The sequence below is a fragment of the Promicromonospora sp. NPDC050880 genome (assembly GCF_044456525.1).
Classification (GTDB): domain Bacteria; phylum Actinomycetota; class Actinomycetes; order Actinomycetales; family Cellulomonadaceae; genus Promicromonospora.
Map to the genome: position 1 here is coordinate 35,701 of NZ_JBITFV010000022.1, position 22,688 is coordinate 58,388.

Sequence of the window (22,688 nt, forward strand, 5' to 3'; positions counted from 1 at the left end):
GACGCCCGCCGCTCAAGCCCCCTGCCCGACCGCCCCGGACGTGCCCGCGCCGGCACCCGAGACGCCCGGGACCGGCGCCTCCTTGACGAACCACATCAGCACCAGCCCGGCGAGCACCACCACGATGATCCCGAGCGTGCCCCAGATCGTCGCGCCCGTCAGGGCGATGGTGATGCTCCACAGCGTGCTCGACATCCACGAGGTGGCCCGGCCCGTGGTGGCGTACAGGCCGAAGATCTCCGACTCCCGGCCGGCGGGCGTCACGCGGGCCAGGTAGGAGCGGGACGCCGCCTGCGCGGGCCCGACGCACGCGGACAGGATCAGACCGCCCACCCAGTAGACGACGGGGCCGAGGTCGCGCAGGAACACGACGGCCAGGCCCGCGGCGACGATCACGCCGAGCGTGGTCAGGATGACCGAGCGGGCCCCGAACCGGTCGTCGGCCCGGCCCACGAGCACCGTGCTGACCCCGGCCACGAGGTTGGCCGCGATGCCGAACACGATCACCTCGTCGGCCGAGAAGCCGAAGCTGACGCTGCCGATGATGGCGCCGAAGGCGAAGACGCCGCTGAGCCCGTCCCGGAACACGGCGCTGGCCAGCAGGAACCAGAACGTCTGCCGGGCGGTGTGCCACAGCCCCTTGATGTCGCGGTACAGCACCGCGTAGCTGGCGAAGAAGCCGACCTTCTCCCGGCCCGCGGTCGGCAGCCGCTCCGGCACGAAGGCGAAGACGGGCCAGGCGAACGCCAGCGCCCACAGCGCGCAGGCCACGGCGATCAGGCGGAAGGCGAGCCCGTTGTCGGTGGGCATGCCCCACCAGTCGGCGCCGTTGGCGACCACGACCAGCACCAGCATGAGGATGCCGCCCACGTAGCCGAGGCCCCAGCCGAGCCCCGACACCTTGCCGACCGTGCGCGGCGTGGCGACCGAGACCAGCATGGCGTTGTAGTTCACGCCGCCGATCTCGCTGAGCACGCTGCCGAGGCCGATCAGGGCCGCGCCCAGCACGAAGTAGGCCGGGTCCTCCTCGACGAACCACAGCGCCAGCATGCACAGCACCATCCCGGCGGTCGCACCGGCGAGCCAGGCCTTGCGGCGGCCGGTCGCGTCGGCACGCTGCCCCAGCACCGGTGCCAGGACGAAGATCGCCACGCCCGCCAGCGCGTTCCACGTGCCCAGCCCGCTCGTGAGCTCGGCCAGCCCGCGCTGGTAGGCCGGGTCGTCCTCCCCCAGCGCCGCGACGGCGGGGTCCAGGAACGAGTCGGTGGTCAGGTACAGCGCCGTGAAGACGAACGTGAGGATCACCGTGTTGAACGGCTGGGTACCCCAGTCCCACAGCGCCCAGGAGAACACCTGCCGCCGCGGGATCCGCGTCCCCTCCCGCAGCTCCAGGCCGGTCGCCGGGAGCGGGACGGCGGCGGCGCCGGGGCCGGTGGCCGGGCTGTCTGGTCGCTGAGGGGCGTCGGTCATGGCCGCAGTCTGCCCGGACAGCGTGAATGGCGGGTGCTGGGCCGGTCACGATCTCATACCGACCGGCCCGGACCTGGCCCGCGGCCGAGCGTCCGGCCGGGTCAGAGGGTCAGAGGGTCAGAGCGCGAGGTTGTGCCGCCCGATCTGGTCGACGGCCGACACACCCGCGAGCGCCATCGTCAGGTCGAGCTCGGCGAGGACGTGCTCGGCGACGGCGCGGACGCCCTCGGCCCCGGCGAGCGCGAGGCCGTAGACCCAGGGGCGGCCGAGGAGCACGGCATCGGCGCCGAGGGCCAGCGCGGTGAAGACGTCGGCGCCGGTGCGCACGCCGGAGTCGAACAGGACGGGGGCCGGGGTGCTGCCGGGTGCCTGGTGGGCGCGGACGGCGTCGACCACGGGGGCGAGCATGTCGAGCGAGGCGACGGCGTTGTCGATCTGCCGGCCGCCGTGGTTGGACACGATGATGCCGTCGGCGCCGTGGTCGAGGGCGGCACGGGCGTCGTCGGGGTGCTGGATGCCCTTGACGAGGACGGGCAGGGTGGTGCGTGCGCGCAGCCAGGCGAGGTCGGCCCAGGTGAGGGTGGAGCGGGAGAAGACGTCGAGGAAGGTCTCGACGGCGGCGCGCGGGTAGGGCTGGGTGAGGTTGCGCCAGGTGGGGCCGGGGTGGTGGCGGGCCATGGACAGCAGGGAGCGGACGGCGGAGGGGGTGGGCAGCCGGCGGCCCGGGTCCTGGGCGCCGTCCGTCGGCGCGACGCCGGGCGGCCTGGTCCCGGCGGCCCGGGCCTCGACGAGACGCCGGAACGCGGGGTCGCTGAGGTACTGCGCGATCCCTTCCGCGCGGGCGAACGGGAGGTAGCCGAGGTCGAGGTCGAGGGTGCGCCAGCCGAGCACATGGGTGTCGAGCGTGACGACGATCGCCTCGCAGCCGCTGGCCTCGGCGCGGGCGACGAAGGACTCGACCACGGTGTCGTCGGACGACCAGTAGAGCTGGAACCAGCGCGGGCTGTCACCCAGGACGGCGGCGGTGTGCTCCATCGGGGTGGACGCCTGGGACGAGATGACGACGGGCAGGCCCAGGCCCCGGGCAGCGGCGGCGAGAGCCGGTTCCGCGTTGCGCGGTGCTGCGGCCCGCCCTCCGCGGCCGCGCTGGTGCTGGACGGCGAGCTCCAGCGCGCCGACAGGCCCGAACAGCACGGGTGCGGGCAGCTCACGGCCGAGGAGGGTGGTGGCCAGGGAGCGCCCGCCGACGTCGACCATCTGGCGCGGCACGGTGCGGTACCGGCCGAAGGCCTCGCGGTTGGCCTCGACGGTACGCTGCGCGCCGGCGCCACCGGAGACGTAGGCCCAGCCGGTGCGGGTCATCCGGCGGCGTGCGGCGGAGGCGAGGGCCTCAGGGTGGGTGGGCACCACGGGGCGGCGGCCGTAGACGCCGTCTCGGTAGATCGCGGACTGCACCGTGCGACCGACGTTGGTCTCACCATTTCTGGGCATGTTGGACATCTTGCCACGGCGTTCGCCGCCTCTCCCCGGCGGCGACTCGCCGCTGACCCGCGCGTCGCGACCCGCTCCGGCAGCCGTCGGCGGCATACGATCCGCACGTGCCTGGTTCACCCGACACGCTCGACTGGCGTACCGACCACCTGCTCGGCGAACCGTTCCAGGAGGCCCCGCTCGGGCCGGCCACCCTGGTCCGCTACCCCCACCCGCCCGACCTGCCGGTACCGCGCGCCGCCGTCCTCCATGTGCACGGCTACAACGACTACTTCTTCCAGGAGCACCTCGCGCGCGTGTTCGCCGCGGCAGGCTACGCGTTCTACGCCGTCGACCTGCGGGCGGCGGGCCGGTCGCTGCGGCCCGGCCAGATCCCGCACTTCGTGATGGACCTGCGCGAGCAGGCGACCGACATCGCCACCGCCGCGCGGACCGTGCGCGGGCTGGAACCGGGACTGCCGCTCGTCGTGCACGCCCACTCCACCGGCGGGCTCACCGCGGCCCTGTGGGCGCACGCGCACCGCAACGCCGCAGGCGCCGACGCCGGACCCGACCTGCTGGTGCTGGACTCGCCGTTCCTGGACCTGCGCGCCCCGTACTGGCAGCGCACGGTGGGCACCCGGTTCCTGGACACCGTGGGTCGTCTGGCGGCGACCGCGGTCATCAGCGACGGCCCGTCGCGCTACGCGGAGCACCTCCTGGCCGCCAACGGGGGACGCTGGCAGTTCGACACCACGCTCAAGCGGCCCGAGGGCGTGCCCGGGCGCGTCGGCTGGTTCGTCGCGGTCCGGCGGGGACAGGCGCGGGTCGCGGCCGGCCTGGAGATCGCGTGCCCGGTGCTGCTGGCGCGTTCCGACTCCTCGGGCCCGGACTCGCTCGACAACCCCCTGCTCGACGCCCAGGACACCGTGCTCGACGTCGAGCAGATGGCGGCCCTCCTGCCGTGCCTGGGCGAGGACGTCACCGAGCTCGTGGTCCCCGGCGGCGTGCACGACCTCACGCTCTCGGCACGCGGTCCGCGCGAGGCCTACCTCGACGGCATGCTCCAATGGGCGCAGAGCCGAAGGACCGACACGTGAGGTGCAGCAAGTGACCTACTTCGAGGGGCCGTTCCAGGCCCTCGCCCACCGCGGGTTCGCGCACGCCTCGGCCGGGACCGAGGGCCTGGAGAACTCGCTGGCCGCCTTCGGTGCCGCCGTCGACCTGGGCTACCGCTACGTCGAGACGGACGCCCACGGCACCGTCGACGGCGTCGCCGTGGCGCTGCACGACGAGTCCCTGGACCGCACCACGGACGGCACCGGTCTGGTCGCCGAGCTGCCGTGGTCGGAGGTGAGCGAGGCGCGCATCGGCGGCGTCGAACCCGTACCCCTGCTGGAGGACGTGCTGGGCGGCTGGCCCGGCCTGCGGGTCAACATCGACGTCAAGCACGCCTCCGGCGTCGGGCCCGTGGCTCGCGCCGTGGAGCGCACGGCGTCCTGGGACCGCGTGTGCGTCACCTCCTTCGACCCGGCCCGACGGCGCGCCACGCTGGCCAAGCTGTCCCGGCCCGTGGCGACGTCGGCCGGCCGCAGGGAGATCGCGACGTTCCTCACCGGCGTCCGGCTCCGCGCCCGGCCGCTCGCGCGCCGTGCCCTGCGCCAGGTCGACGCGCTCCAGGTGCCCGTCAGCGAGGGCCGGGTGACCGTCGTCGACCTTGCCTCGATCGAGGCGGCGCACGCGCTCGGCAAGAAGGTCCACGTCTGGACGGTGAACGAGACCGCCGAGATGATCCGCCTCGTCGACGAGGGCGTGGACGGGCTCGTCACGGACCGCGCGGACCTGCTCAAGGACGTGCTGGTGAGCCGGGGGCTGTGGGGCTGACCGGCAGGCCCGGGCCCGTCCGGAGGGGGACCCGCGCCCGGGCTCACTCGCAGCCGACGCCGTCCCCGTCGCGGTCGAGGTGCGACGCGTACCCGGGATCGCCCCGATACACCGGTGCCGCGCCCGCCGCCCGCGCGGCGTCGCAGTTCTCGTAGTAGACCGACCCGCCGGAGTCGTCCTCCTCGGCGGGGGCCTCCTCGGTCGTGGCGGTCTCCCCGCCCGACGCGAACCCGGCGGCCTCCGCCGCTTCGACCGCGTCCTCCCGTTCGGCGACGTCCGACTCCCGGGTCTCGACCTGCGTCTCCGCGGTCTCGACGGCAGCCTCGCGATCCTTGAGCGCGGCCTCCTTGTCCTTCACGTCCGCCACGCGGGTCGCGAGGTCGTCCTGCCCCGTGGCCAGCTTCGCCTGGTCCGCCTCGAGCGCGTCTCGCTCCTCGGCAAGGGCAGCGGCCTCCGCCTCGACGTCGGCCCGCATGCGAGCCACGTCGGTCTCGGCGTCCTCGACCGCCGCGGACGCGGACTCTTCCGCGGCCTGGACCGCGGCACCGTCCTGACCAGCGCCGACGCCGACACCGCCGAAGAACGACAGGACGAGGGCGACCACGGCCGCGGCGACCAGCAGCGGCCGACGCCGCAGGCTCCCACCCGCCTCACCGTCCGGGGCGTCGACAGCGACGGCGTCGGTGCCGATCAGAGCCGTGTCGGGTACCTCGACCCAGAGCTGCCAGCCGGCGGGGACAGACCACTCCGGGTTGGGCTGCCAGTCCTCGTCGGGCGTCCAACCCGCCGGCGGGGCCGGCCAGCCGGGCGGGAGGTTGTAGATCTTGCGCATGGTGGGGGCTCCCTCCTGTCGGCGCGCACGCCCGTGCGCGACAGCCCCCGCATCGGGAACGCTAGCCCTGCCACCGGCGACGATGCCCGCGAAGTCGGGCAAGATCACCCGGAGTTCCCCCGCCCGGGTGCGGACCCGGTCGAGCGGGCCCGCACGGGCGAGGCGTCAGCCCAGGGTCAGGGTGACCGGGGTGCCCGGGCCCTTCGTCGGGGGTTCCTTGGCGACCTCCGCGTAGGCGGCCGCCAGCAGCGTCGGGTCCGGTCCCTCCAGGCGCACCGGCTTGGCGACGTCGTCCAGGACGACGAAGCGGAGCAGGTCGCCGCGCGCCTTCTTGTCACGGCGCATGGCCGACAGGAGCTGGTCCCACCGGTCGCCGCGGTAGTGCACCGGGAGCCCGAGCGCGGACAGGATCGACCGGTGCCGGTCGGCGACGTCGTCGGGCAGCTTGCCGGCCATGCGGGCGAGCTCGGCCGCGAAGACCATGCCCACGCTGACCGCCGCGCCGTGCCGCCACTGGTAGCGCTCCGCGAGCTCGATGGCGTGGCCCAGGGTGTGCCCGTAGTTCAGGATCTCGCGCAGGCCGGCCTCCTTGAGGTCCTCGCCCACCACCCGGGCCTTGACCCGGACGGAGCGCTCCACGAGCTCGGCCACGACGGCCCAGGTCTCCTCGGTGGCGTCCGCGCCGGCCCAGTTCCGCAGCTCGTCGACGTGCGCCTCGACCAGGTCCAGGATCGCCGGGTCCGCGATGAAGCCCGTCTTGACCACCTCGGCCAGGCCCGCGACGAGGTCCCACTTGTCGAGGGAGCCGAGCGCCGCCAGGTCGCACAGCACGCCGGCCGGCGGGTGGAACGCGCCCACGAGGTTCTTGCCCTCCGAGGTGTTGATGCCGGTCTTGCCGCCCACGGCGGCGTCGACCATCGCGAGCAGCGTGGTCGGCACCTGCACCACCCGGATCCCGCGCAGCCACGTGGCCGCCACGAAGCCGGCCAGGTCCGTCGTGGCGCCCCCGCCGACGCCCACGATCGCGTCCGACCGCGTGAAGTCGAGCTGCCCGAGCAGACCCCAGAGGAAGGCCGCGACCTGCGGCGTCTTGGCCGACTCCGCGTCCGGGACCTCCGCCACGAACGCCTCGTAGCCGGAGGCCTTGAGGTCCTCCGAGATCGCGTCGGCCGTCGCGGACAGCGCGGCCGGGTGGATCACCATGACCTTCGCGGCCTTGCCGACCAGCGCCGGCAGCTCGCCCAGCAGGTGGTGTCCGATGACGACGTCGTAGGGTGCGTCTCCCTGCACGGTGACCCGTACGGGAGCGCTGTCGGTGCTCACGCGGTGCTCTCCTCGGTGCTCTTGTTCTCGGTCTGACCGTGCTTCGGGTCGGACAGCTCCCCGTCGACGAGGTCCAGGCCCAGCGCCTCGACGATCTCGCGCGCCACGTGCTCGCCGGGCCGCTCGCTCGACACGATCGTCAGGGTCGCGAGGCGCTCGTAGGTGGGCCGTCGCTCGGTCATCAGCTTCTGCCACTGCGCGCGCGGGTTGCCCAGCAGCAGCGGACGGGCCTGGTTCATGCCGACTCGTTGCGCGGCGATCGCCAGCGGCACGTCCAGGAACACGACGTGGCCACCCTGGGCCGCGTACGCCACCAGCGCCTCCTGGGTCACGGGGTTCATCACGGCGCCGCCGCCCAGGGACAGCACGCCGTCGTGCTCCGCGAGGGCGGTCAGGACGGCGTCCCGCTCCAGCTCGCGGAAGCGGGGTTCGCCGTCGTCGACGAAAATCTCGCTGACGGGCTTGCCCGCACCGGCCTCGATGTCGGCGTCCGTGTCGCGCACGGTCAGGCCGAGGCCGGCCGCGAGGATGCGCCCCACCTTCGACTTGCCCGAACCGGGCGGCCCGATCATGACGACGACGGGCCTGGTGCCGGTCGCGCCGCTCACCGCAGCAGCTCCGGGATGGCCGCCACGTACGAGTCGAGGTTGCGGCGCACCTCGGCCACGGAGTCGCCGCCGAACTTCTCGACGGCGGCCTCGGCCAGGGTGAGCGCGACCATGGCCTCAGCGACGACGGCGGCCGGCGGCACCGCGCACACGTCGGACCGCTGGTGGTGGGCGGTGACGGGCTCGCCGGTGGCGGTGTCGACGGTCGGCAGGGCGCGCGGCACGGTCGAGATGGGTTTCATCGCGGCGCGCACCCGGACGATCTCGCCGTTGGACATGCCGCCCTCGATGCCGCCCGCGCGGTTGGTGGTGCGCTGGATGCCCGGCTGCCCGTCCGGTGCCGTGCCGCGCACGATCTCGTCGTGGGCGGCGCTCCCCCGCCGGCGGGCGGTGCGGAAGCCGTCACCGACCTCGACGCCCTTGATCGCCTGGATGCCCATGAGCGCGGCGGCCAGCTTCGCGTCGAGACGGCGGTCGCCCTGCACGTACGTGCCGAGGCCCGACGGCACTCCGTAGGCCAGCACCTCGACGACGCCGCCGAGCGTGTCGCCGTCCTTCTTCGCCAGGTCGATCTCCTCGACCATGAGCTTCGAGGACGCCGCGTCGAGGCAGCGCACCGGGTCGGCGTCGAGCGCGGCGACGTCGTCCGGGGTCGGCAGTGCGGCGTCGTCGGGCACCTCGGCCTCGCCGATGGCGACCACGTGCGAGACGAGCCGGATGCCGAGCGCCTGCTCCAGGAACTTCGCGGCGGCCACGCCGAGCGCCACCCGGGCCGCGGTCTCGCGGGCGGAGGCGCGCTCCAGCACCGGACGCGCGTCCTCGAAGCCGTACTTGCGCATGCCGACCAGGTCGGCGTGCCCGGGTCGCGGCCGGGTCAGCGGGCGGTTGCGGGCCACCTCGCGCTCGTCGCCGGTGCCGGCGTCGACCAGGAGCGCCTCGGCGGGCACCGGGTCGGCCGACATGACGTCGGTCCACTTGGGCCACTCGGTGTTGGCGATCTCGATGGCGAGCGGACCACCCTGCGTGAGCCCGTGGCGCAGGCCGCCGAGCACCCGCACCTGGTCCTGCTCGAACTTCATCCGGGCACCGCGGCCGTAGCCGAGACGGCGGCGCGCGAGGGCGCCCTGGATGTCCGACGTGGTCAGCTCCACGCCCGCGGGCAGACCCTCCATCACCCCGACCAGGGCCGGACCGTGCGACTCACCCGATGTCAACCAACGCAGCATGGTCGGATTGTTTCACGCGCATGACGGACCCGGCGCCCCGGTCCGGTGGGCGACACACCGAGGCCGGCGTGATCGGGCACCGGCGTGTCGCCGCCGCGGAAAGGGTGCCCGCGCAACTGCGTCACGGAGAGTAGACAACGTCTACGGTGCGTGACACGGCTGGGCGGGCCCACTGGGCTCGGCCGGCCTGCCTCCCCGGGCATCATGCCCGACGCCCTCGCCTCGCCGGTTGCCATCGCCCGTGGCCGTTGCCCTGGCCGTGGCCGTGGCCGTGGCCGTGGCCGTGGGTATCGGCGAGACGCCGGCACGGACCCGTCAGTGCGAGAGGGCCGCCCGGAGCGCCTCGTCCATGGCTGCCAACGGCGCCGGACAGCCCGTCATGAGGCGCACCTGCTCGGCCGCCTGGTGCAGCAGCATCCGCTCGCCCCCGACCGCAGGTGCGCCGAGCGCCGTCCACGCGGTCTGGAGCACGGTGGGCCGCGGGTCGTAGACCACGTCCAGCAGCACACCGCGGGGGCCGCCCGCGGACGGGCCCGACGCCGCGCCGGAGACGTGGTCGGCGAGCAGGGGCGCCCACGTGTCGGCCGCGTACTTCGGCGTCGTGGAGACGACGGCGTCCGCGGCGGCCAGGGCGGACGTCGTCGTCTTGTCGTCGAACACCTCGAACGACGGCGCCACGCCCATGCGGGCCACGGCCTCGCGCAGCGGGCCGATCCGGTCCAGGGAACGCACGAACACCTGCGGCGCGGCGCAGCCGAGCTCGGCCAGTGCCGCGACGGCGGAGGCGGCCGTCGCTCCCCCGCCCAGGACGACGGTGTCCGCCACGCGGCGCGCGCCGAGGCCCTCGCGCAGCGCCGCCACGATGCCGTGCACGTCCGTGTTGGTGCCCGTCCGGGTCACCGTGCCGCGGACGGTCGAGAAGAGCACCGTGTTGACCGCGCCCACGGCCTGCGCGAGCGGCTCCACGTGGTCGAGCAGCGGGATCACGACCTGCTTGAGCGGCATGGTCAGGCTCAGCCCGGCCCAGCCCTGGTCGAGCCCGTCGAGGAAGCCCGCCAGGTCCTCCTCGGTGACGTCGTGGAGGCCGTACGCCCAGCCGTCCAGGCCGAGCGCACGGTAGGCCGCGGTGTGCAGCACCGGGGACAGCGAGTGCGCCACGGGATGACCGAGCACGGCGGCGCGGCGCCCGCCGGCGGAGGCCGTCAGGTCGTCCGTCATCAGTACCCGTTCTCCGCGGCCCAGGCCTGGTACTCCTCGCGGAACTCCAGGAACTCGTCGTAGTCGTCGGTGAACTTCGTCTCCTGCGAGTCCAGGTTCACGGTGACGTACCAGCGCCACGGGCCGGCAGGCGGATGGAGCACCGCTTCCACCGACGCCCTGCTCGGCGCACCGATGGCCGTCGGCGGCAGCCCCGGGACCACGCGCGAGGCGTACGGGAACGACTCGTCCTGGAACTCCTCGGTGGTGATCAGGTGGGACGGCTTCTTGCGCCCGTAGGAGTCGATGGCGTCCAGGCCGAGCGGCTCGTTCGCCGCGAGCCGGTTCTCGATCACGCGGGCGACCTGGCCGCGGTACTCGTCGGGCGCCTCGCGCTCCACCAGCGACGCCTTGATGATCACGTCGTTCCATTGCGCAGGCGGCACATCGAGCTCCTTGAGCTCGCTCACGGTGAGCGCCACCATCTGCTTGAGCACGTCCGCGGCGGGCACGCTACCCGGCTTGGCGTCGTAGGTGCTGGCCGCGAGCCAGCCCTCCAGGTGCCCGCCGGCCTCGGCCGGCAGACCCAGCGCCTGGGGGTCGTCCAGTGCCGCCCTGACGTCCTGCTCGGGCCAGCCCGCCTCGACCATCGTCTCCCGGATCTGCGCCACGGTGTGCCCCTCGACGACCGTCAGGCCGCCCCGGACCACCGCGTTCGTCGCCAGCAGCGCGACGGCGGACTCCGCGCTCATGTGCAGCTTCAGCTCGTGCGTGCCGGGCTGGATCGCCGCGGCGTCCGGGTTCGCGTTGAACGCCCGGACGAACGCCTCCGAGCTGGCCACCACGTCCTGCTCGACGAGCTCGGCCGCGATCGAGTACCCGTTGGCCCCCTCGGGCACCTCCACCTCGACCGGTTCGCCGCCGGTGCCCTCGTAGTCCGCGGCGGCCAGGGGCGTGCGGACGCCGAAGAGGTAGCCGTCGTTCTTCACGGTCCACGCGCCGAGGGCACCGAGCACCACGAGCACCGCCACCACGGCGATGATCAGCGAGCGGCGCGACCGCTTCGGGCGCCGGTCCCGCCGGCTCGCGCGGCCCCCCGGACGGGTGTCACGCTCGGTGCGCCGTCCACGCTGGCCGCTGGCGTGCCGCGGTGGCCCCTCATAGCTCACTCCGGGAAGGGCCTCGGTCACGCTCGCTCCGTCCTCTGTGCTGCGCGAATCACTCGTTGATCCGCGCCTGGTCACCATCGGGGTCCATGACACGCCAACAAGATGTCACGATCACATCACAGCCCGGGTGCCGCGAACGCTACCCCGAGCGGACCATTCCCGGCCAACTCCCGGGATTCGCCCGCGCGGTCCGCCCGGAATGCCGGCGGACCTGCGACGTCACTGGTTGGCCTTCTCCCACTCCCGCAGCTCGGCGACGTACTGCTGGTGCTCGTCGAAACCCTCGGCGAACTTGGTCTCGCCGGTGTCGAGGTTGACCGTGACCCAGAACTTCCAGTCGCCGGGGGCCGGGTTCAGCACGGCGTCCACCGCGACCTCACCGGGGTTGGCGATGGGGCCGGGCGGCAGCCCCGTGTGCTGGTAGGTGTTGTACCGGTTCTTGGCGTTGTTCGTGTCAGCACGGGTCAGCTCGGTGCCGGGCTTGCCCGCCCCGTACGCGACCGAGGCGTCGATCTGGAGCGCCATGTCGTCCGCGAGCCGGTTCTCGATCGCCCGCGCGATCTTCGGCTTGTCCTCGGCGAGCAGACCCTCGCGCTCCACCAGCGACGCCTTCGTCAGCACCGTCTGCCAGTCGCTGCGGTCGACGTTCTTCTCCTGGAGCATCCGCACGGTCCGGCCCACCATCTGCGACAGCAGCCCGGCGGCCGTGGCGTCCGGCTTGGCCATGTACGCGTCCGGGTACAGCCAGCCCTCGGCCTTGCCCTGGGCCTGCTTCGGCAGCCCGATCTTCTCCGGGTCGGCCAGCGCGGCCTCGAAGTCCTCCGCCGGGAGCCCGGTGACCTGCACGGCCCGCTCCACGACCTGCTCCACCGTGTACCCCTCGGGGATGGTGACCTGCAGGTCCACCAGCTCGTTCTTGACCAGGAGGGCCACGGCGTCCTCGGCCGACATCTCCTCGAGCATCGTCCGCGTGCCGGGCCGGATCAGCACCGAGTCCGGGTTGGCCTCGAACGCCGTCGAGAAGGCCGACACGCTCGCGACCACTCCGGCCTCGTACAGGGCCTCGCCCATCGCCTGACCCGTGGCCCCCTGGGGGATCTCGACGTCCACCTGGTCGCCGCCGGGTCCCGGAAAGTCCTTCGAGGCGAGCGGGCTGGTCAGCCCCGTCAAGGAGTCGAGGTTGGTCCACACCGCGTAGCCGGACCCGCCCACCAGCACGAGGGCCACGAGGAGCACGAGGACGGAACGTCCCCGCCGGCGCTTGCGCCGACGCTGCGCACGCCGGCCGGATCGCGGTTCAGGGAACGCGGGGTCTGCCTGGCTCGGCGGGGGCGCCGTGAAGAGGTCCGTCACCTCAGGCTCACTGTCCTTCGTCGGGGGGTGCTGGGGTCAGTCGTGCGTGTCGTGCACGGTCCGCACCTCGACGAGCTCGCCGGCGCGCTCCCCCTTCGCCCGCTCCGCGTCAAGTGCGGATTGCAGAATGATAACGGCTGCGGCCTGATCAATCACGGACCTGTGCCGCTTGGTTTTCCGGCCCGCCGCGCTGAGCGCCTGGTGGGCGGAGACCGTGGTCATCCGCTCGTCCACGAGACGCACCTCGGCCCGCTCGTGCGCGGCCTCCAGGGCTGTGACCAGGCGTTTCGCGAAGGCGCGGGCGTCAGCCGTCGCAGCGCCCTCCTTGCCGGACAGGTGCCGGGGCAGACCCACGTACACGACGGCAGCGAAGCGCTCGGCGGCCTCGGCCACGATGCGCTCGACGTCCGCCGTGGTGCCCTCGGCGCTCCGCGGTGCCTTGCCGCCGCCCTTGCCGCTCCCGTTGCCGGGTGCCGCCAGCACCCGCGGCACGGTCTCCACGGGGGTGGCGACCAGGCCGTCGGGGTCGCTGGCGGCCAGCCCGATCCGGGCCATGCCGACGTCGACCCCGAGCCGGGCCCCGCGCGGGAGCCCGGGCTCGGAGCCTGCCTGCTCGCTCATCAGGCGCCGACGGCGACCAGACGGACGCCCTCGGCGATACCGGCCAGGGCCTCGCCGAGCTTGGCCGGGTCGGTGCCGCCGCCCTGGGCCATGTCCGGCTTGCCGCCGCCACCGCCACCCAGCGTCTGGGCGGCGGTGCGCACCAGGTCGCCGGCCTTGTAACCGGCCGCACGGGCGGCGGCGTTGGTCACGACCACCACGACCGGGCGGCCACCCGACACACCACCGGCGGCAGCGACGACGGGCTCGGCCTCGCCGAGGCGGCCACGCACGTCGAGCACGAGGGCACGGAGGTCGTCGGCCTGGGCCTCGCCGGCGTCGTGCGTGACGACGCGCACGTCGCCCACGCGCGGCGCCTCGGCGGCGAGCTTGCCGGCCACGGCCAGGAGCTGTCCCTGACGCAGCGCGGCAAGCTCCTTCTCGGCTTCCTTGAGCCGCGTCACGAGCGAGCCGACCCGCTCGTGCAGGTCCTCGGGGCGCGTGTTCAGCAGGCCGCTGAGCTGACCCACCAGGGCGTGCTCCTTGGCCTGGAAGCCGTAGGCGCCGTCACCCACCAGGGCGTCCACGCGGCGGACGCCGGAGCCGATGGACGACTCGCCCAGCAGGGTGACCCGGCCGAGCTGGCCGGTCTGCTTGACGTGCGTGCCGGCGCACAGCTCGCGCGACCAGTCCCCACCGATCGAGACCACGCGCACGACGTCGCCGTACTTCTCGCCGAACAGCGCCATCGCACCGGCCTCGCGGGCCTTGGCGATCGGCATGAGCTCGTCGGTGACCTCGAGGTTGTCGGCGAGGCGCACGTTGACGCGCTCCTCGATCTCCGTCAGGGCGGAGGCCGAGACGGCGGTCGGCGAGCGGAAGTCGAACCGGATGCGGCTCGGGGCGTTCTCCGAGCCGGCCTGCGTACGGTCCGGGCCCACGAGCTCGTGCAGCGCCTTGTGGATCATGTGCGTGGCCGAGTGGGCCCGGCTGATGGCCTTGCGGCGGGCCGTGTCGATCTGCGCCGTACCCGGGTCGCCCAGGGCGGCCGTGCCCTCGATCAGCCGGCCGCGGTGCACGTTCAGGCCCTTGATGGGCCGCTGCACGTCGTCCACCTCGATGGTGGCGCCGCTGTCGAGCACGATCGTGCCGTGGTCGGCGAGCTGGCCACCGGCCTCGGCGTAGAACGGCGTGCGGTCCAGGACCACCTCGATCTCGGCCGGGGCGGTGACGGCGGGGGCGGGCACGCCACCGCTGAGCAGGCCGACGACGCGCACGGTGGCGTCGGTCTGCGTGTAACCGAGGAACTCGACGGGAGCGGTGAGCTCCTTCTCCAGGGCCTCGTAGGCGGCGACGTCGGCCCCACCGGTGCGCTTGGCCAGCGCGTCGGCGCGGGCACGGGTGCGCTGCTCCTGCATGAGCGAGCGGAAGGCCTTCTCGTCCACCTGGACGCCCTGCTCGGCGGCCATCTCCAGGGTCAGGTCGATCGGGAACCCGTAGGTGTCGTGCAGCTGGAAGGCGGCCTCGCCGGGCAGGACCAGGTTGTCGCCGCCCTGCTTCTTCAGGCCGGCCACGGCGCTGTCGAGGATGGTGGTGCCCGAGGCGAGCGTGCGCCGGAAGGCCTCCTCCTCGGCGTAGGCGACGGCCGAGATCTGCTCGAAGTTCTGCTGGAGCTCGGGGTAGGAGGGAGCCATGGCGTCCTTCGACACCGGCAGCAGCGACGGCAGGGCGACGCCGTCCACGCCCAGCAGGCGCATGGCGCGCACGGAACGGCGCAGCAGGCGACGCAGCACGTAGCCGCGGCCCTCGTTGGAGGGGCGCACGCCGTCGCCGATGATCATCAGGGCCGAGCGGACGTGGTCGGCCACGACCCGCATCCGCACGTCGTCGTCGTGGTTCTCGCCGTACTTCTTGCCGGACAGCTTCTCGGCGGCCTCGATGACGGGGAAGACCTCGTCGATCTCGTACATGTTGTCCTTGCCCTGCAGCAGGAAGGCAACACGCTCCAGGCCCATGCCCGTGTCGATGTTCTTCTTGGCGAGCTCACCGACGATGCGGAAGTCCTCCTTGGACTTCACGTCGTCGATGGCGTACTGCATGAACACCAGGTTCCAGATCTCGACGAAGCGGTCGCCCCCCTCGTCGACCAGCGGGCCGCCGTCCGGGCCGTAGGCGGCGCCCCGGTCGTAGAAGATCTCCGAGCAGGGGCCGGCCGGGCCGGGCTGGCCGGTGGACCAGTAGTTGTCCTTCTTGCCGAGGCCCTGGATGCGCTCGTCGGGCAGACCGACGATGTCCTTCCAGAGCTGCCGGGCCTCGTCGTCCTCGTGGTAGACGGTGACCCACAGCTTGTCGGGGTCGATCCCCAGCTTGCCGTCCTCCAGGGAGCCCGTCAGGAAGTCCCAGGCGTACCGGATGGCGTCGGCCTTGAAGTAGTCGCCGAACGAGAAGTTGCCGTTCATCTGGAAGAACGTGCCGTGCCGCGTCGTCTTGCCCACGTCGTCGATGTCCAGGGTGCGCACGCACTTCTGCACGCTGGTGGCGCGGGTCCACGGCGGGGTCTGCTGGGCCGTCATGTACGGGATGAACGGCACCATGCCCGCGATGGTGAACAGCGTCGACGGGTCCGGGGAGATCAACGACGCCGACGGCACCACCGCGTGACCCTGAGCTTCGAAGTAGTCGAGCCAACGCTTGCGGATCTCGGCGGTGCGCATGAGGTCAGTGGTCCTTCTTCTCGGTCGTGCGGAGAGGGGTGTGCTGCTGCGGCGTGTGCTGCCGCGCGCGCCGGTCACCAGGGGTGCCCGGGCGTGACTCCTATTCTGCCGCCGCGAGGGGGGCAGACGGAAACTGAAAGACGTGCCCTGTGGACAACACGGCTGGTGGAGTCGTTATGCCTGGCCACGCAGCCCTGTAGGGCCTGTCGTGCTCGTTACCGGGCCTGGTCCGGCAGCTCGCCCCGCAGGGACGCCATCAGCTCGGCCTCCCGCTCGGCACGGGCGGCGGTGAACTCCGAGCGGAACGTGCGGGCCATCGTGGTCACGCGGGCGCCGGCGTCGTCCACCGCGGCCGCGGCGCGCTCGCTGACGGATGCGGGCGTGTACCGCTCGACGACCTGGCGGCCCTTGCGGATGACGACCACCGTGACCGCCACGCCGACGCCCACCCAGAACAGCCGGCGGATCATGCCCGCGCCCCGGTCGCGTCGTCGGGCCGCCCCGCGTCGGTGTGCCGCCCGGACCGGTCCCGGGCCCGGCCGAACGCCTGGCGCACGCCATAGGAGAACGCGGCGACCTTCACCAGCGGCTTGCCCAGGGTCGCCGCGTAGAGGCCGGTCAGCGCGGACACGTTCTCGCTGACGTTGGCGGCCGACGTGGTGATCGTGTCGACGCGGACGAGCTGGGTGTTGGCCGACGCGACGGTGGTCGCCGCCTCGTCGAGGATCGGCACCGAGTGCTCCGTGACGTCCCGGACGCTCACCCGCGCCTCGTCCAGCAGCTTGCCCAGCTTCCACAACGGGACGGCGAGGAAGCCCACGAGGAGCACGAACGCGATCGCCGCGATCAGTCCCGCCACGTCTCCGAGGTCGCCGAGGGTCATGCGCAAGCTCCTGCCTGAAGGTCCGCAGATGTCCGGCACAGGTGTCTGCCGGGGGTCGACGATCACCCTATCCCGCTCCCGCCCACCCGCGCCCGTCACCCCTGAGCCCGGCGTGCCGGGCCGGCTGCCGCCCAACGTAGGGCCCGTCGCCCACTGAGCCCATGGGCCGACGGACCCTACGTTGGGCGGCAGCCACGGAAAAACAGACGGCCCCGTCCGCGCCGTGGCGCGGACGGGGCCGTCCGGGAGTGCTGGTGAGATCAGCGAGCGTAGTACTCGACGACCATCTGCACGTCGCAGGTCACGGGGACCTCGGCGCGCTTCGGCTGGCGGGTCAGCGTGGCCGACAGCTTCTCGAGCTGCACGTCCAGGTAGCCCGGCAGAGCCGGCAGCACGTCGCGGTGGGCACCGGCGGCGGCGACCTGGAACGGCACCGTGGTCTGGCTCTTCGGCTTGACCTGGATGGTCTGGCCCGGCTTCACGCGGAACGAGGGGCGGTCCACGATCTTGCCGTCCACCAGGATGTGACGGTGCGTCACGTGCTGGCGGGCCTGCAGGATGGTGCGGCCGAAACCGGCGCGCAGCACGAGCGAGTCGAGACGCGTCTCCAGGTCCTCGACCATGACCTCACCGGTCAGGCCGGCCTGCTTGCGGGCGTTCTCGTACACCTTGAGGAGCTGCTTCTCGCGGAGCATGTACTGCGCACGCAGACGCTGCTTCTCGCGCAGACGCACCGCGTAGTCCGACTCGGTGCGGCGACGGGCACGGCCGTGCTCACCCGGCGGGTAGGGGCGCTTCTCGAAGTGCTTGACAGCCTTGGGCGTGAGCGCGAGGCCCAGCTTGCGGCTCAGTCGCACCTGGCGGCGCGAACGGGTCACAGAAGTCACTGTGTCTTCCTGTCCTTGGGTTACGAAAGAGGTCACACCCGGACACGGGTCTCCCCCGCAGGGGAACCGCACCGGGTGCGGGACCAGCCGATGGAGCGCGGCGAACGCCACGATCACGGGGCCGAGGTCCCAGGGGCTGCCATAGGCAACCCGAGAATCTTACCGCACGTCAGCGCCTGTGCCCGCCGTGCGCCCCGTCACCGTCCCCCGGGCTGGTCCCGAGGGCGTCGTCACCGCCGCTCGTCCTCGCTGCCCAGGATCCCCCGGATCCGCTCGAGGCGCTCCGACACCTGCCGCTCGTAGCCGCGGTCGCTCGGGTCGTAGTAGCGCGAGCCCGCCAGCACGTCCGGCAGGTACTGCTGCGGGGCCACGCCGTGCGGCCAGTCGTGGGCGTACCGGTAGCCCTCGCCGTGGCCCATCTTCTTGGCACCGGCGTAGTGCGCGTCGCGCAGGTGCTGCGGCACGGTGCCCACCTTGCCCGCGCGCACGTCCGCGAGCGCCGCGTCGACCCCGAGGTAGGCGGCGTTCGACTTGGGCGCCGTGGCCAGGTGCACCACGGCCTCGGCGAGCACGATGCGCCCCTCGGGCATGCCGATGAGCTGCACGGCCTGGGCCGCGGCGACCGCCGTCTGCAGCGCGGAGGGGTCGGCCATGCCGATGTCCTCCGCGGCGGAGATGACCAGGCGCCGGGCGATGAACCGCGGGTCCTCCCCTGCGGCGACCATCCGGGCCAGGTAGTGCAGCGCGGCGTCGACGTCCGAGCCGCGGATGGACTTGATGAAGGCCGAGATGACGTCGTAGTGCTGGTCGCCGTCCCGGTCGTAGCGGACGGCGGCCACGTCGACGGCGCGCTCGACGTCGGCCAGGCCGACGCGCGGGACGTCACCCTCGCCGGGCGCACCCCCGTCCGCCGGGCCGTCGGACAGGACGGCGCCGGCGGCCGCCTCCAGGATCGTGAGCGCCTTGCGGGCGTCGCCGCCGGCCAGGCGCAGGAGGTGCTCGGTGGCCTCGTCGTCGAGCTCGACCGACCCGCCCAGGCCGCGCTCGTCGGTCACGGCGCGGCGGACGAGCGCGCGGACGTGCTCGGTCTCCAGCGGCTTGAGCGTGAGCAGCAGGGAGCGGGACAGCAGCGGCGAGTTGACGGAGAAGCTCGGGTTCTCGGTGGTGGCCGCCACGAGGGTGACCCAGCGGTTCTCGACGCTGGGCAGCAGCGCGTCCTGCTGCGACTTGGAGAAGCGGTGCACCTCGTCGACGAACAGCACCGTCTCGTCGCCGCCCGTCGCCAGCCGGCGCCGCGCGTCCTCGACCACCTGGCGTACGTCCTTGACGCCGGCAGTGACGGCGCTGAGCTCCACGAAGCGGCGGCCCGAGACGGTGGCCACGAGGTAGGCCAGCGTGGTCTTGCCCGTGCCGGGCGGCCCCCAGAGGATCACCGAGGACGGGGCCGTGCGCCCGTTCCCCCCGGGTTCGATGAGCCTGCGCAGGGGCGACCCCGGCTCCAGCAGGTGCCCCTGTCCGGCTATCTCGTCGATCGAGGCCGGGCGCATCCGCACGGCAAGGGGCGACGACGCCCGGGGCGCGGGGGTGCCCGCGGTGTCGGTCGTCGCGGCGTCGAACAGATCCACCATGCCCTCAGCCTACGGAGGACCACCGACATCCCGTGGCTCGGGGTCGCCGGGCGGGGCGTCCTGCACCGGGCCGGCGCCGTCCTCGTCCGCCGGGAGCATCGGGTCCGGCGGCTTGCGCAGCGTGCTGAACACCGCCCAGGCCACCGCGATGAGCGGGACGGCGACGATCGCACCGAGGATGCCGCCCACGACCGTGCCGCTCGTGACGCCGAGGGCGACCACCACGGGGTGCAGGGACACCTGCTTGCCCATGATGAGCGGCTGCAGCACGTGCCCTTCGAGCTGTCCGATCCCGGCGATGCCGAGCGTGACGATGAGCGCGGTCAGCAGCCCGTCCGCCGCGAGCGCCACGACGGCGGCGATGATCATCGCCAGCGGCGCGCCGACCAGCGGGATGAAGGTGCCGATGAACACGAGCACGGCCAGGGGTGCCGCGAGCGGCACGCCGAGGATCGACAGGAAGATGCCGGCGAGGATGCCGTTGCTGATGGCCACGAGCACGGTGCCGCGGGTGTAGCCGGAGAAGGTGTACCAGCCGACGCCCGCGGCGTCGCGCCACCGGGTGCGGGTGCGGGCGGGCACCTGGGAGACGAACCAGCGCCACATGGCGCCGCCCGAGGCCAGGAAGAAGACGGTGCAGAAGATCGCGAGCACGAGCACCGCGACCCCCTCGACGATCGAGCCGGCGCTCTCGGCGGCGCGGCTCACGAGGGTCTGGGAGTTCTCCTGGATCCAGTTGGCGGCGTCGTCGATCCACTGGTCGCGGGTGTCCACCTCGACGTTGACCGGGAAGGGGTTGTTCTCGATCAGGTCGACGATCTGGTCGATGCCGGTGTTGAACTCCCCCGCGAGCCGTTCCCACTGGCCTGCGACCGACACGACCACGTAGGTCAGGAGCCCGCCGATGACGAGGATGCCGGACAGGATCGCGCCGGCGGTCGCCAGGGCACGAGGCATGACCCGGGAGTAGAGGTCGGTGAGCGGGTTGAGCACCGCGGTGAAGACCAGCGCCAGGAACACTGCCACGAAGACGATGAGCACCTGCGTGACCGCCCAGAACACCAGGGCGACCCCGGCGACGACCAGGATCAGGCGCCACGACCACCCGGCGGCGGTGCGCAGCCAGGGCGGCGGTGCGGAGTCGTACGGCGACGCGTGGTGCGCGACGTCGGTTCGTGGTGCAGGGTCGGGCACCGAGTCAGTCTGCCTCATCCGCGGACGGCGCGCCCTGTGCCGCCCCGGCGGCCTCGCCCGGTGCCGCCGGTGCCGCCGGTGCGGTCGCGCGGAGCGTGCTGAACACCGCCCAGGCCACGCCGGTGAGCGGGACGGCGACGACGGCACCGAGCAGCCCGCCCAGGACCGACCCGGCGGCCACGACGAGAGCCATCACGACGGGGTGCAGCGACACCTGCTTGCCGGTGATCAGCGGCTGGAGCACGTTCGCGTCGATCTGCGCGACGACGACCATGCCGATGAGCACCACGAGCGCGAGCACGGGGCCCTTGGCAGCCAGCGCGACGAGCACGCTGACGACGATGGCGGCGACCGGGCCGATCATCGGCACGAAGGCGCCGAGGAACACGACGACCGACAGCGGCAGCGCCAGCGGCACGCCCACGACGGACAGGAAGATGCCGGCGATGACGCCGTCGGCAAGGGCGACGAAGAACATGCCGCGGGTGAAGCCGGAGAACGCGTTCCAACCGGCGAGCGCGGCGGCCTCCCAGCGGTCGTGCCGCTCGGCGGGCACGAAGCCGAGCGCCCAGCGCCACATGGCCCCGCCCTGAGTCAGGAAGAAGACGGTGCAGAAGATGGCGAGCACGACGGCGGTCGCGCCCTCGCCGATGGTCCCGGCGCTCTCGGCGGCGGTGCCCGCGTAGTCGCCGGCGTTGGCCTGGAGCCAGGCGCCGCCGTCGGCCAGCCACTGGTCGGGGCCGCCCAGGCCCGCCAGGACGGGGACGCCCGAGACGAGCCCGGCGAGATCGGTCAGGCCGGTGCCGAACTCGGTGGCGAGCTCCTCCCACCGGCTGGTGACGGAGGTGACCACGTAGGTCACGAGCGCGCCGACGGCGAGCACTGCGGTCAGCAGCGACGCTGCCATGGCCAGCCCGCGGGGCATGGCGCGGTCGTAGAAGTCGCCGAGCGGCAGCAGCACGGTGGTGAACACGAGCGCGAGGAACAGGGCGACGAAGACGACCTGCACGAGGCTGATCACGTAGAAGACGGCCGCCACCGCGACCAGCACGCCCACCAGCCGCCAGGCCAGGTCGCCCGTGGAGCGCAGCCACGGGGTACCGAACGTGGACGGCCGCACCGCCGTGTGGGCCGGAGTGGCGGAGCCCGGGGCCGTGACCTGCGGGGTGGTCGGCGGCTGGGCCGCAGTCGTCGGCGCTACCGTCGGCGCGTCAGCCGTCATCGCCTTGCTCCCGATCTTGTATTTGGGCGAATTGTCCAGGCGGACGTTAGCGGTACGCCGGTTCGCTCGACAACTCCCCCGGGCACCGCCACACTCGTCGCAGCCGCACCCCCATCGCGCACCCACGACGACCACGAGGAGCACCCCCGTGACGCAAGGCAACAAGACGGCCGGCGTGGTCGGCCTCGGGTTCATGGGCGCGTCGCTCGCGGCGGCGCTGCGCCGCACCGGGGACTTCGAGCGCGTGGTCGGGTACGACAGCGAGCCGGACGCCGCTGGGCGCGCCCTGGACGCCGGCCTCGTCGACGAGGTGGCCGGCAGCGCCGCCGCCCTCGCCGCCGACGCGGACCTCCTGGTGCTGTGCACGCCCGTGCAGCGGATCATCACCTACCTCACCGAGCTCGGCGAGGTGCTGCGGCCGGGGACGGTCGTCCTGGACATCGGCTCCACCAAGCACGCGGTGACGGCCGCCATGGACGAGCTCCTGCCCGAGGGCGTGATCCCGCTCGGGGGCCACCCGATGACGGGTCCGGCCACCGCGGGCGTCACCGAGCCCGACGCCGTGGTCTACGACGGCCGGGTGTTCCTCCTGACCCCGACGCCGCGTACCGACCCGGCCGCGCTGCACTGGTGCACCGGCCTGCTGGAGCGCATCGGCGCACGGGTCGAGGTGCTGGACCCGGAGCGGCACGACCGGCTGGTCGCCGTCGTGAGCCACCTGCCCCGCATGCTCCCGGTGCCGCTGCTCGCCCTGGCCGCCGACGACCCGGACCCGCTCCTGACGCGGCTCCCGGCCGGCGGCTTCCGCGAGAGCACGCGCAAGGCGACCGAGGGCCTCGACATGTGGGTCGACGTGCTGGTGACCAACTCCGGCCACGTCGCGAGCACCCTGCGCGAGTACGCCCGCGCGGTCGAGGTGGTCGCCGACCAGGTGGCCGACGGCGACGAGGCCGCGCTGCGCGCCCTCCTGACCGACGCCGCGCAGCGCTGGAGGTCGCTCTTCGAGCAGCCCTGACCTGATCCGTCCC

20 protein-coding genes are annotated in these 22,688 nt (G+C 73.2%); 3 read left to right on the top strand and 17 right to left on the bottom strand.

Annotation, left to right across the window (positions count from 1 at the left end; all coding sequences use genetic code 11):
- Positions 1 to 12: 12 nt before the first annotated feature.
- Both ACIBBF_RS23475 and ACIBBF_RS23480 read right to left on the bottom strand, forming a co-directional pair.
- Entirely contained in the window at positions 13 to 1,470 is a 1,458-nt protein-coding gene (locus ACIBBF_RS23475; protein WP_397418284.1) for an MFS transporter, read from the bottom strand.
- A gap of 117 nt (positions 1,471 to 1,587) precedes the next feature.
- Positions 1,588 to 2,961, bottom strand: a complete 1,374-nt coding sequence (locus ACIBBF_RS23480; protein WP_397418286.1) for an alpha-hydroxy-acid oxidizing protein — start codon at positions 2,959 to 2,961, stop codon at positions 1,588 to 1,590.
- A 107-nt stretch (positions 2,962 to 3,068) separates the two neighbouring features.
- Here ACIBBF_RS23480 and ACIBBF_RS23485 point away from each other — a divergent pair, with 107 nt between their 5' ends.
- Both ACIBBF_RS23485 and ACIBBF_RS23490 read left to right on the top strand, forming a co-directional pair.
- Positions 3,069 to 4,040 (top strand): alpha/beta hydrolase, encoded by a 972-nt coding sequence (locus tag ACIBBF_RS23485; protein WP_397418288.1) that lies wholly within the window; start codon positions 3,069 to 3,071, stop codon positions 4,038 to 4,040.
- A 10-nt stretch (positions 4,041 to 4,050) separates the two neighbouring features.
- Entirely contained in the window at positions 4,051 to 4,824 is a 774-nt protein-coding gene (locus ACIBBF_RS23490; protein WP_397418290.1) for a glycerophosphodiester phosphodiesterase family protein, read from the top strand.
- A gap of 43 nt (positions 4,825 to 4,867) precedes the next feature.
- Here the strand turns inward: ACIBBF_RS23490 and ACIBBF_RS23495 are convergent, their stop codons facing one another.
- The 15 genes from ACIBBF_RS23495 to ACIBBF_RS23565 form a co-directional block, all read right to left on the bottom strand.
- Positions 4,868 to 5,656 carry an excalibur calcium-binding domain-containing protein gene (locus ACIBBF_RS23495; RefSeq protein ID WP_397418292.1) on the bottom strand — a complete coding sequence of 263 codons (789 nt, stop codon included), beginning with the start codon at positions 5,654 to 5,656 and terminating at the stop codon, positions 4,868 to 4,870.
- Positions 5,657 to 5,821: 165 nt separating this feature from the next.
- Positions 5,822 to 6,979 carry a 3-dehydroquinate synthase gene (aroB, locus tag ACIBBF_RS23500; RefSeq protein ID WP_397418294.1) on the bottom strand — a complete coding sequence of 386 codons (1,158 nt, stop codon included), beginning with the start codon at positions 6,977 to 6,979 and terminating at the stop codon, positions 5,822 to 5,824.
- A complete protein-coding gene (locus ACIBBF_RS23505) occupies positions 6,976 to 7,551 on the bottom strand; it encodes a shikimate kinase (RefSeq protein ID WP_397418340.1) in 576 nt (191 codons plus the stop codon). The genes aroB and ACIBBF_RS23505 overlap by 4 nt, the downstream gene beginning before the upstream one ends.
- Positions 7,552 to 7,583: 32 nt before the next feature.
- Positions 7,584 to 8,813: a chorismate synthase gene (gene aroC / locus ACIBBF_RS23510; protein ID WP_397418296.1), complete on the bottom strand. Its 1,230-nt coding sequence runs from the start codon at positions 8,811 to 8,813 to the stop codon at positions 7,584 to 7,586.
- A 315-nt stretch (positions 8,814 to 9,128) separates the two neighbouring features.
- Positions 9,129 to 10,031 (bottom strand): shikimate dehydrogenase, encoded by a 903-nt coding sequence (locus tag ACIBBF_RS23515; protein WP_397418298.1) that lies wholly within the window; start codon positions 10,029 to 10,031, stop codon positions 9,129 to 9,131.
- Complete coding sequence (mltG, locus tag ACIBBF_RS23520) at positions 10,031 to 11,200, bottom strand: endolytic transglycosylase MltG (protein WP_397418300.1); 1,170 nt, start codon at positions 11,198 to 11,200, stop codon at positions 10,031 to 10,033. Before mltG (ACIBBF_RS23520) ends, ACIBBF_RS23515 begins: the two co-directional genes overlap by 1 nt.
- Positions 11,201 to 11,398: 198 nt before the next feature.
- Positions 11,399 to 12,415, bottom strand: coding sequence for an endolytic transglycosylase MltG (gene mltG / locus ACIBBF_RS23525; protein WP_397418302.1), 1,017 nt, complete (start codon positions 12,413 to 12,415; stop codon positions 11,399 to 11,401).
- Positions 12,416 to 12,568: 153 nt separating this feature from the next.
- Complete coding sequence (gene ruvX / locus ACIBBF_RS23530) at positions 12,569 to 13,153, bottom strand: Holliday junction resolvase RuvX (RefSeq protein ID WP_397418304.1); 585 nt, start codon at positions 13,151 to 13,153, stop codon at positions 12,569 to 12,571.
- A complete protein-coding gene (alaS, locus tag ACIBBF_RS23535) occupies positions 13,153 to 15,846 on the bottom strand; it encodes an alanine--tRNA ligase (protein WP_397418306.1) in 2,694 nt (897 codons plus the stop codon). Before alaS ends, ruvX begins: the two co-directional genes overlap by 1 nt.
- A 215-nt stretch (positions 15,847 to 16,061) precedes the next feature.
- Positions 16,062 to 16,316 carry a hypothetical protein gene (locus ACIBBF_RS23540; RefSeq protein WP_397418308.1) on the bottom strand — a complete coding sequence of 85 codons (255 nt, stop codon included), beginning with the start codon at positions 16,314 to 16,316 and terminating at the stop codon, positions 16,062 to 16,064.
- Positions 16,313 to 16,729 carry a DUF948 domain-containing protein gene (locus ACIBBF_RS23545; RefSeq protein ID WP_397418310.1) on the bottom strand — a complete coding sequence of 139 codons (417 nt, stop codon included), beginning with the start codon at positions 16,727 to 16,729 and terminating at the stop codon, positions 16,313 to 16,315. Before ACIBBF_RS23545 ends, ACIBBF_RS23540 begins: the two co-directional genes overlap by 4 nt.
- A 260-nt stretch (positions 16,730 to 16,989) precedes the next feature.
- Positions 16,990 to 17,616, bottom strand: coding sequence for a 30S ribosomal protein S4 (gene rpsD, locus ACIBBF_RS23550; RefSeq protein ID WP_119145706.1), 627 nt, complete (start codon positions 17,614 to 17,616; stop codon positions 16,990 to 16,992).
- A gap of 230 nt (positions 17,617 to 17,846) precedes the next feature.
- On the bottom strand, positions 17,847 to 19,241 hold the full coding sequence (locus ACIBBF_RS23555) for a replication-associated recombination protein A (protein ID WP_397418342.1): 1,395 nt from the start codon (positions 19,239 to 19,241) through the stop codon (positions 17,847 to 17,849).
- A gap of 12 nt (positions 19,242 to 19,253) precedes the next feature.
- Positions 19,254 to 20,438, bottom strand: coding sequence for an AI-2E family transporter (locus ACIBBF_RS23560; RefSeq protein WP_397418312.1), 1,185 nt, complete (start codon positions 20,436 to 20,438; stop codon positions 19,254 to 19,256).
- A 4-nt stretch (positions 20,439 to 20,442) separates the two neighbouring features.
- Entirely contained in the window at positions 20,443 to 21,660 is a 1,218-nt protein-coding gene (locus tag ACIBBF_RS23565) for an AI-2E family transporter (protein WP_397418314.1), read from the bottom strand.
- Between the two features lie 148 nt (positions 21,661 to 21,808).
- Between ACIBBF_RS23565 and ACIBBF_RS23570 the strand changes: the two genes are divergently transcribed.
- On the top strand, positions 21,809 to 22,675 hold the full coding sequence (locus ACIBBF_RS23570; protein ID WP_397418316.1) for a prephenate dehydrogenase: 867 nt from the start codon (positions 21,809 to 21,811) through the stop codon (positions 22,673 to 22,675).
- Positions 22,676 to 22,688 lie beyond the last annotated feature (13 nt).

Coding starts and splice junctions, on each gene's coding strand:
- ACIBBF_RS23475 (WP_397418284.1), bottom strand. CDS start 1,470: ATGACCGACGCCCCTCAGCGACCAGACAGCCCGGCCACCGGCCCCGGC.
- ACIBBF_RS23480 (WP_397418286.1), bottom strand. CDS start 2,961: ATGCCCAGAAATGGTGAGACCAACGTCGGTCGCACGGTGCAGTCCGCG.
- ACIBBF_RS23495 (WP_397418292.1), bottom strand. CDS start 5,656: ATGCGCAAGATCTACAACCTCCCGCCCGGCTGGCCGGCCCCGCCGGCG.
- ACIBBF_RS23505 (WP_397418340.1), bottom strand. CDS start 7,551: ATGATCGGGCCGCCCGGTTCGGGCAAGTCGAAGGTGGGGCGCATCCTC.
- aroC (WP_397418296.1), bottom strand. CDS start 8,813: ATGCTGCGTTGGTTGACATCGGGTGAGTCGCACGGTCCGGCCCTGGTC.
- ACIBBF_RS23515 (WP_397418298.1), bottom strand. CDS start 10,031: ATGACGGACGACCTGACGGCCTCCGCCGGCGGGCGCCGCGCCGCCGTG.
- ruvX (WP_397418304.1), bottom strand. CDS start 13,153: ATGAGCGAGCAGGCAGGCTCCGAGCCCGGGCTCCCGCGCGGGGCCCGG.
- alaS (WP_397418306.1), bottom strand. CDS start 15,846: ATGCGCACCGCCGAGATCCGCAAGCGTTGGCTCGACTACTTCGAAGCT.
- ACIBBF_RS23540 (WP_397418308.1), bottom strand. CDS start 16,316: ATGATCCGCCGGCTGTTCTGGGTGGGCGTCGGCGTGGCGGTCACGGTG.
- ACIBBF_RS23545 (WP_397418310.1), bottom strand. CDS start 16,729: ATGACCCTCGGCGACCTCGGAGACGTGGCGGGACTGATCGCGGCGATC.
- ACIBBF_RS23565 (WP_397418314.1), bottom strand. CDS start 21,660: ATGACGGCTGACGCGCCGACGGTAGCGCCGACGACTGCGGCCCAGCCG.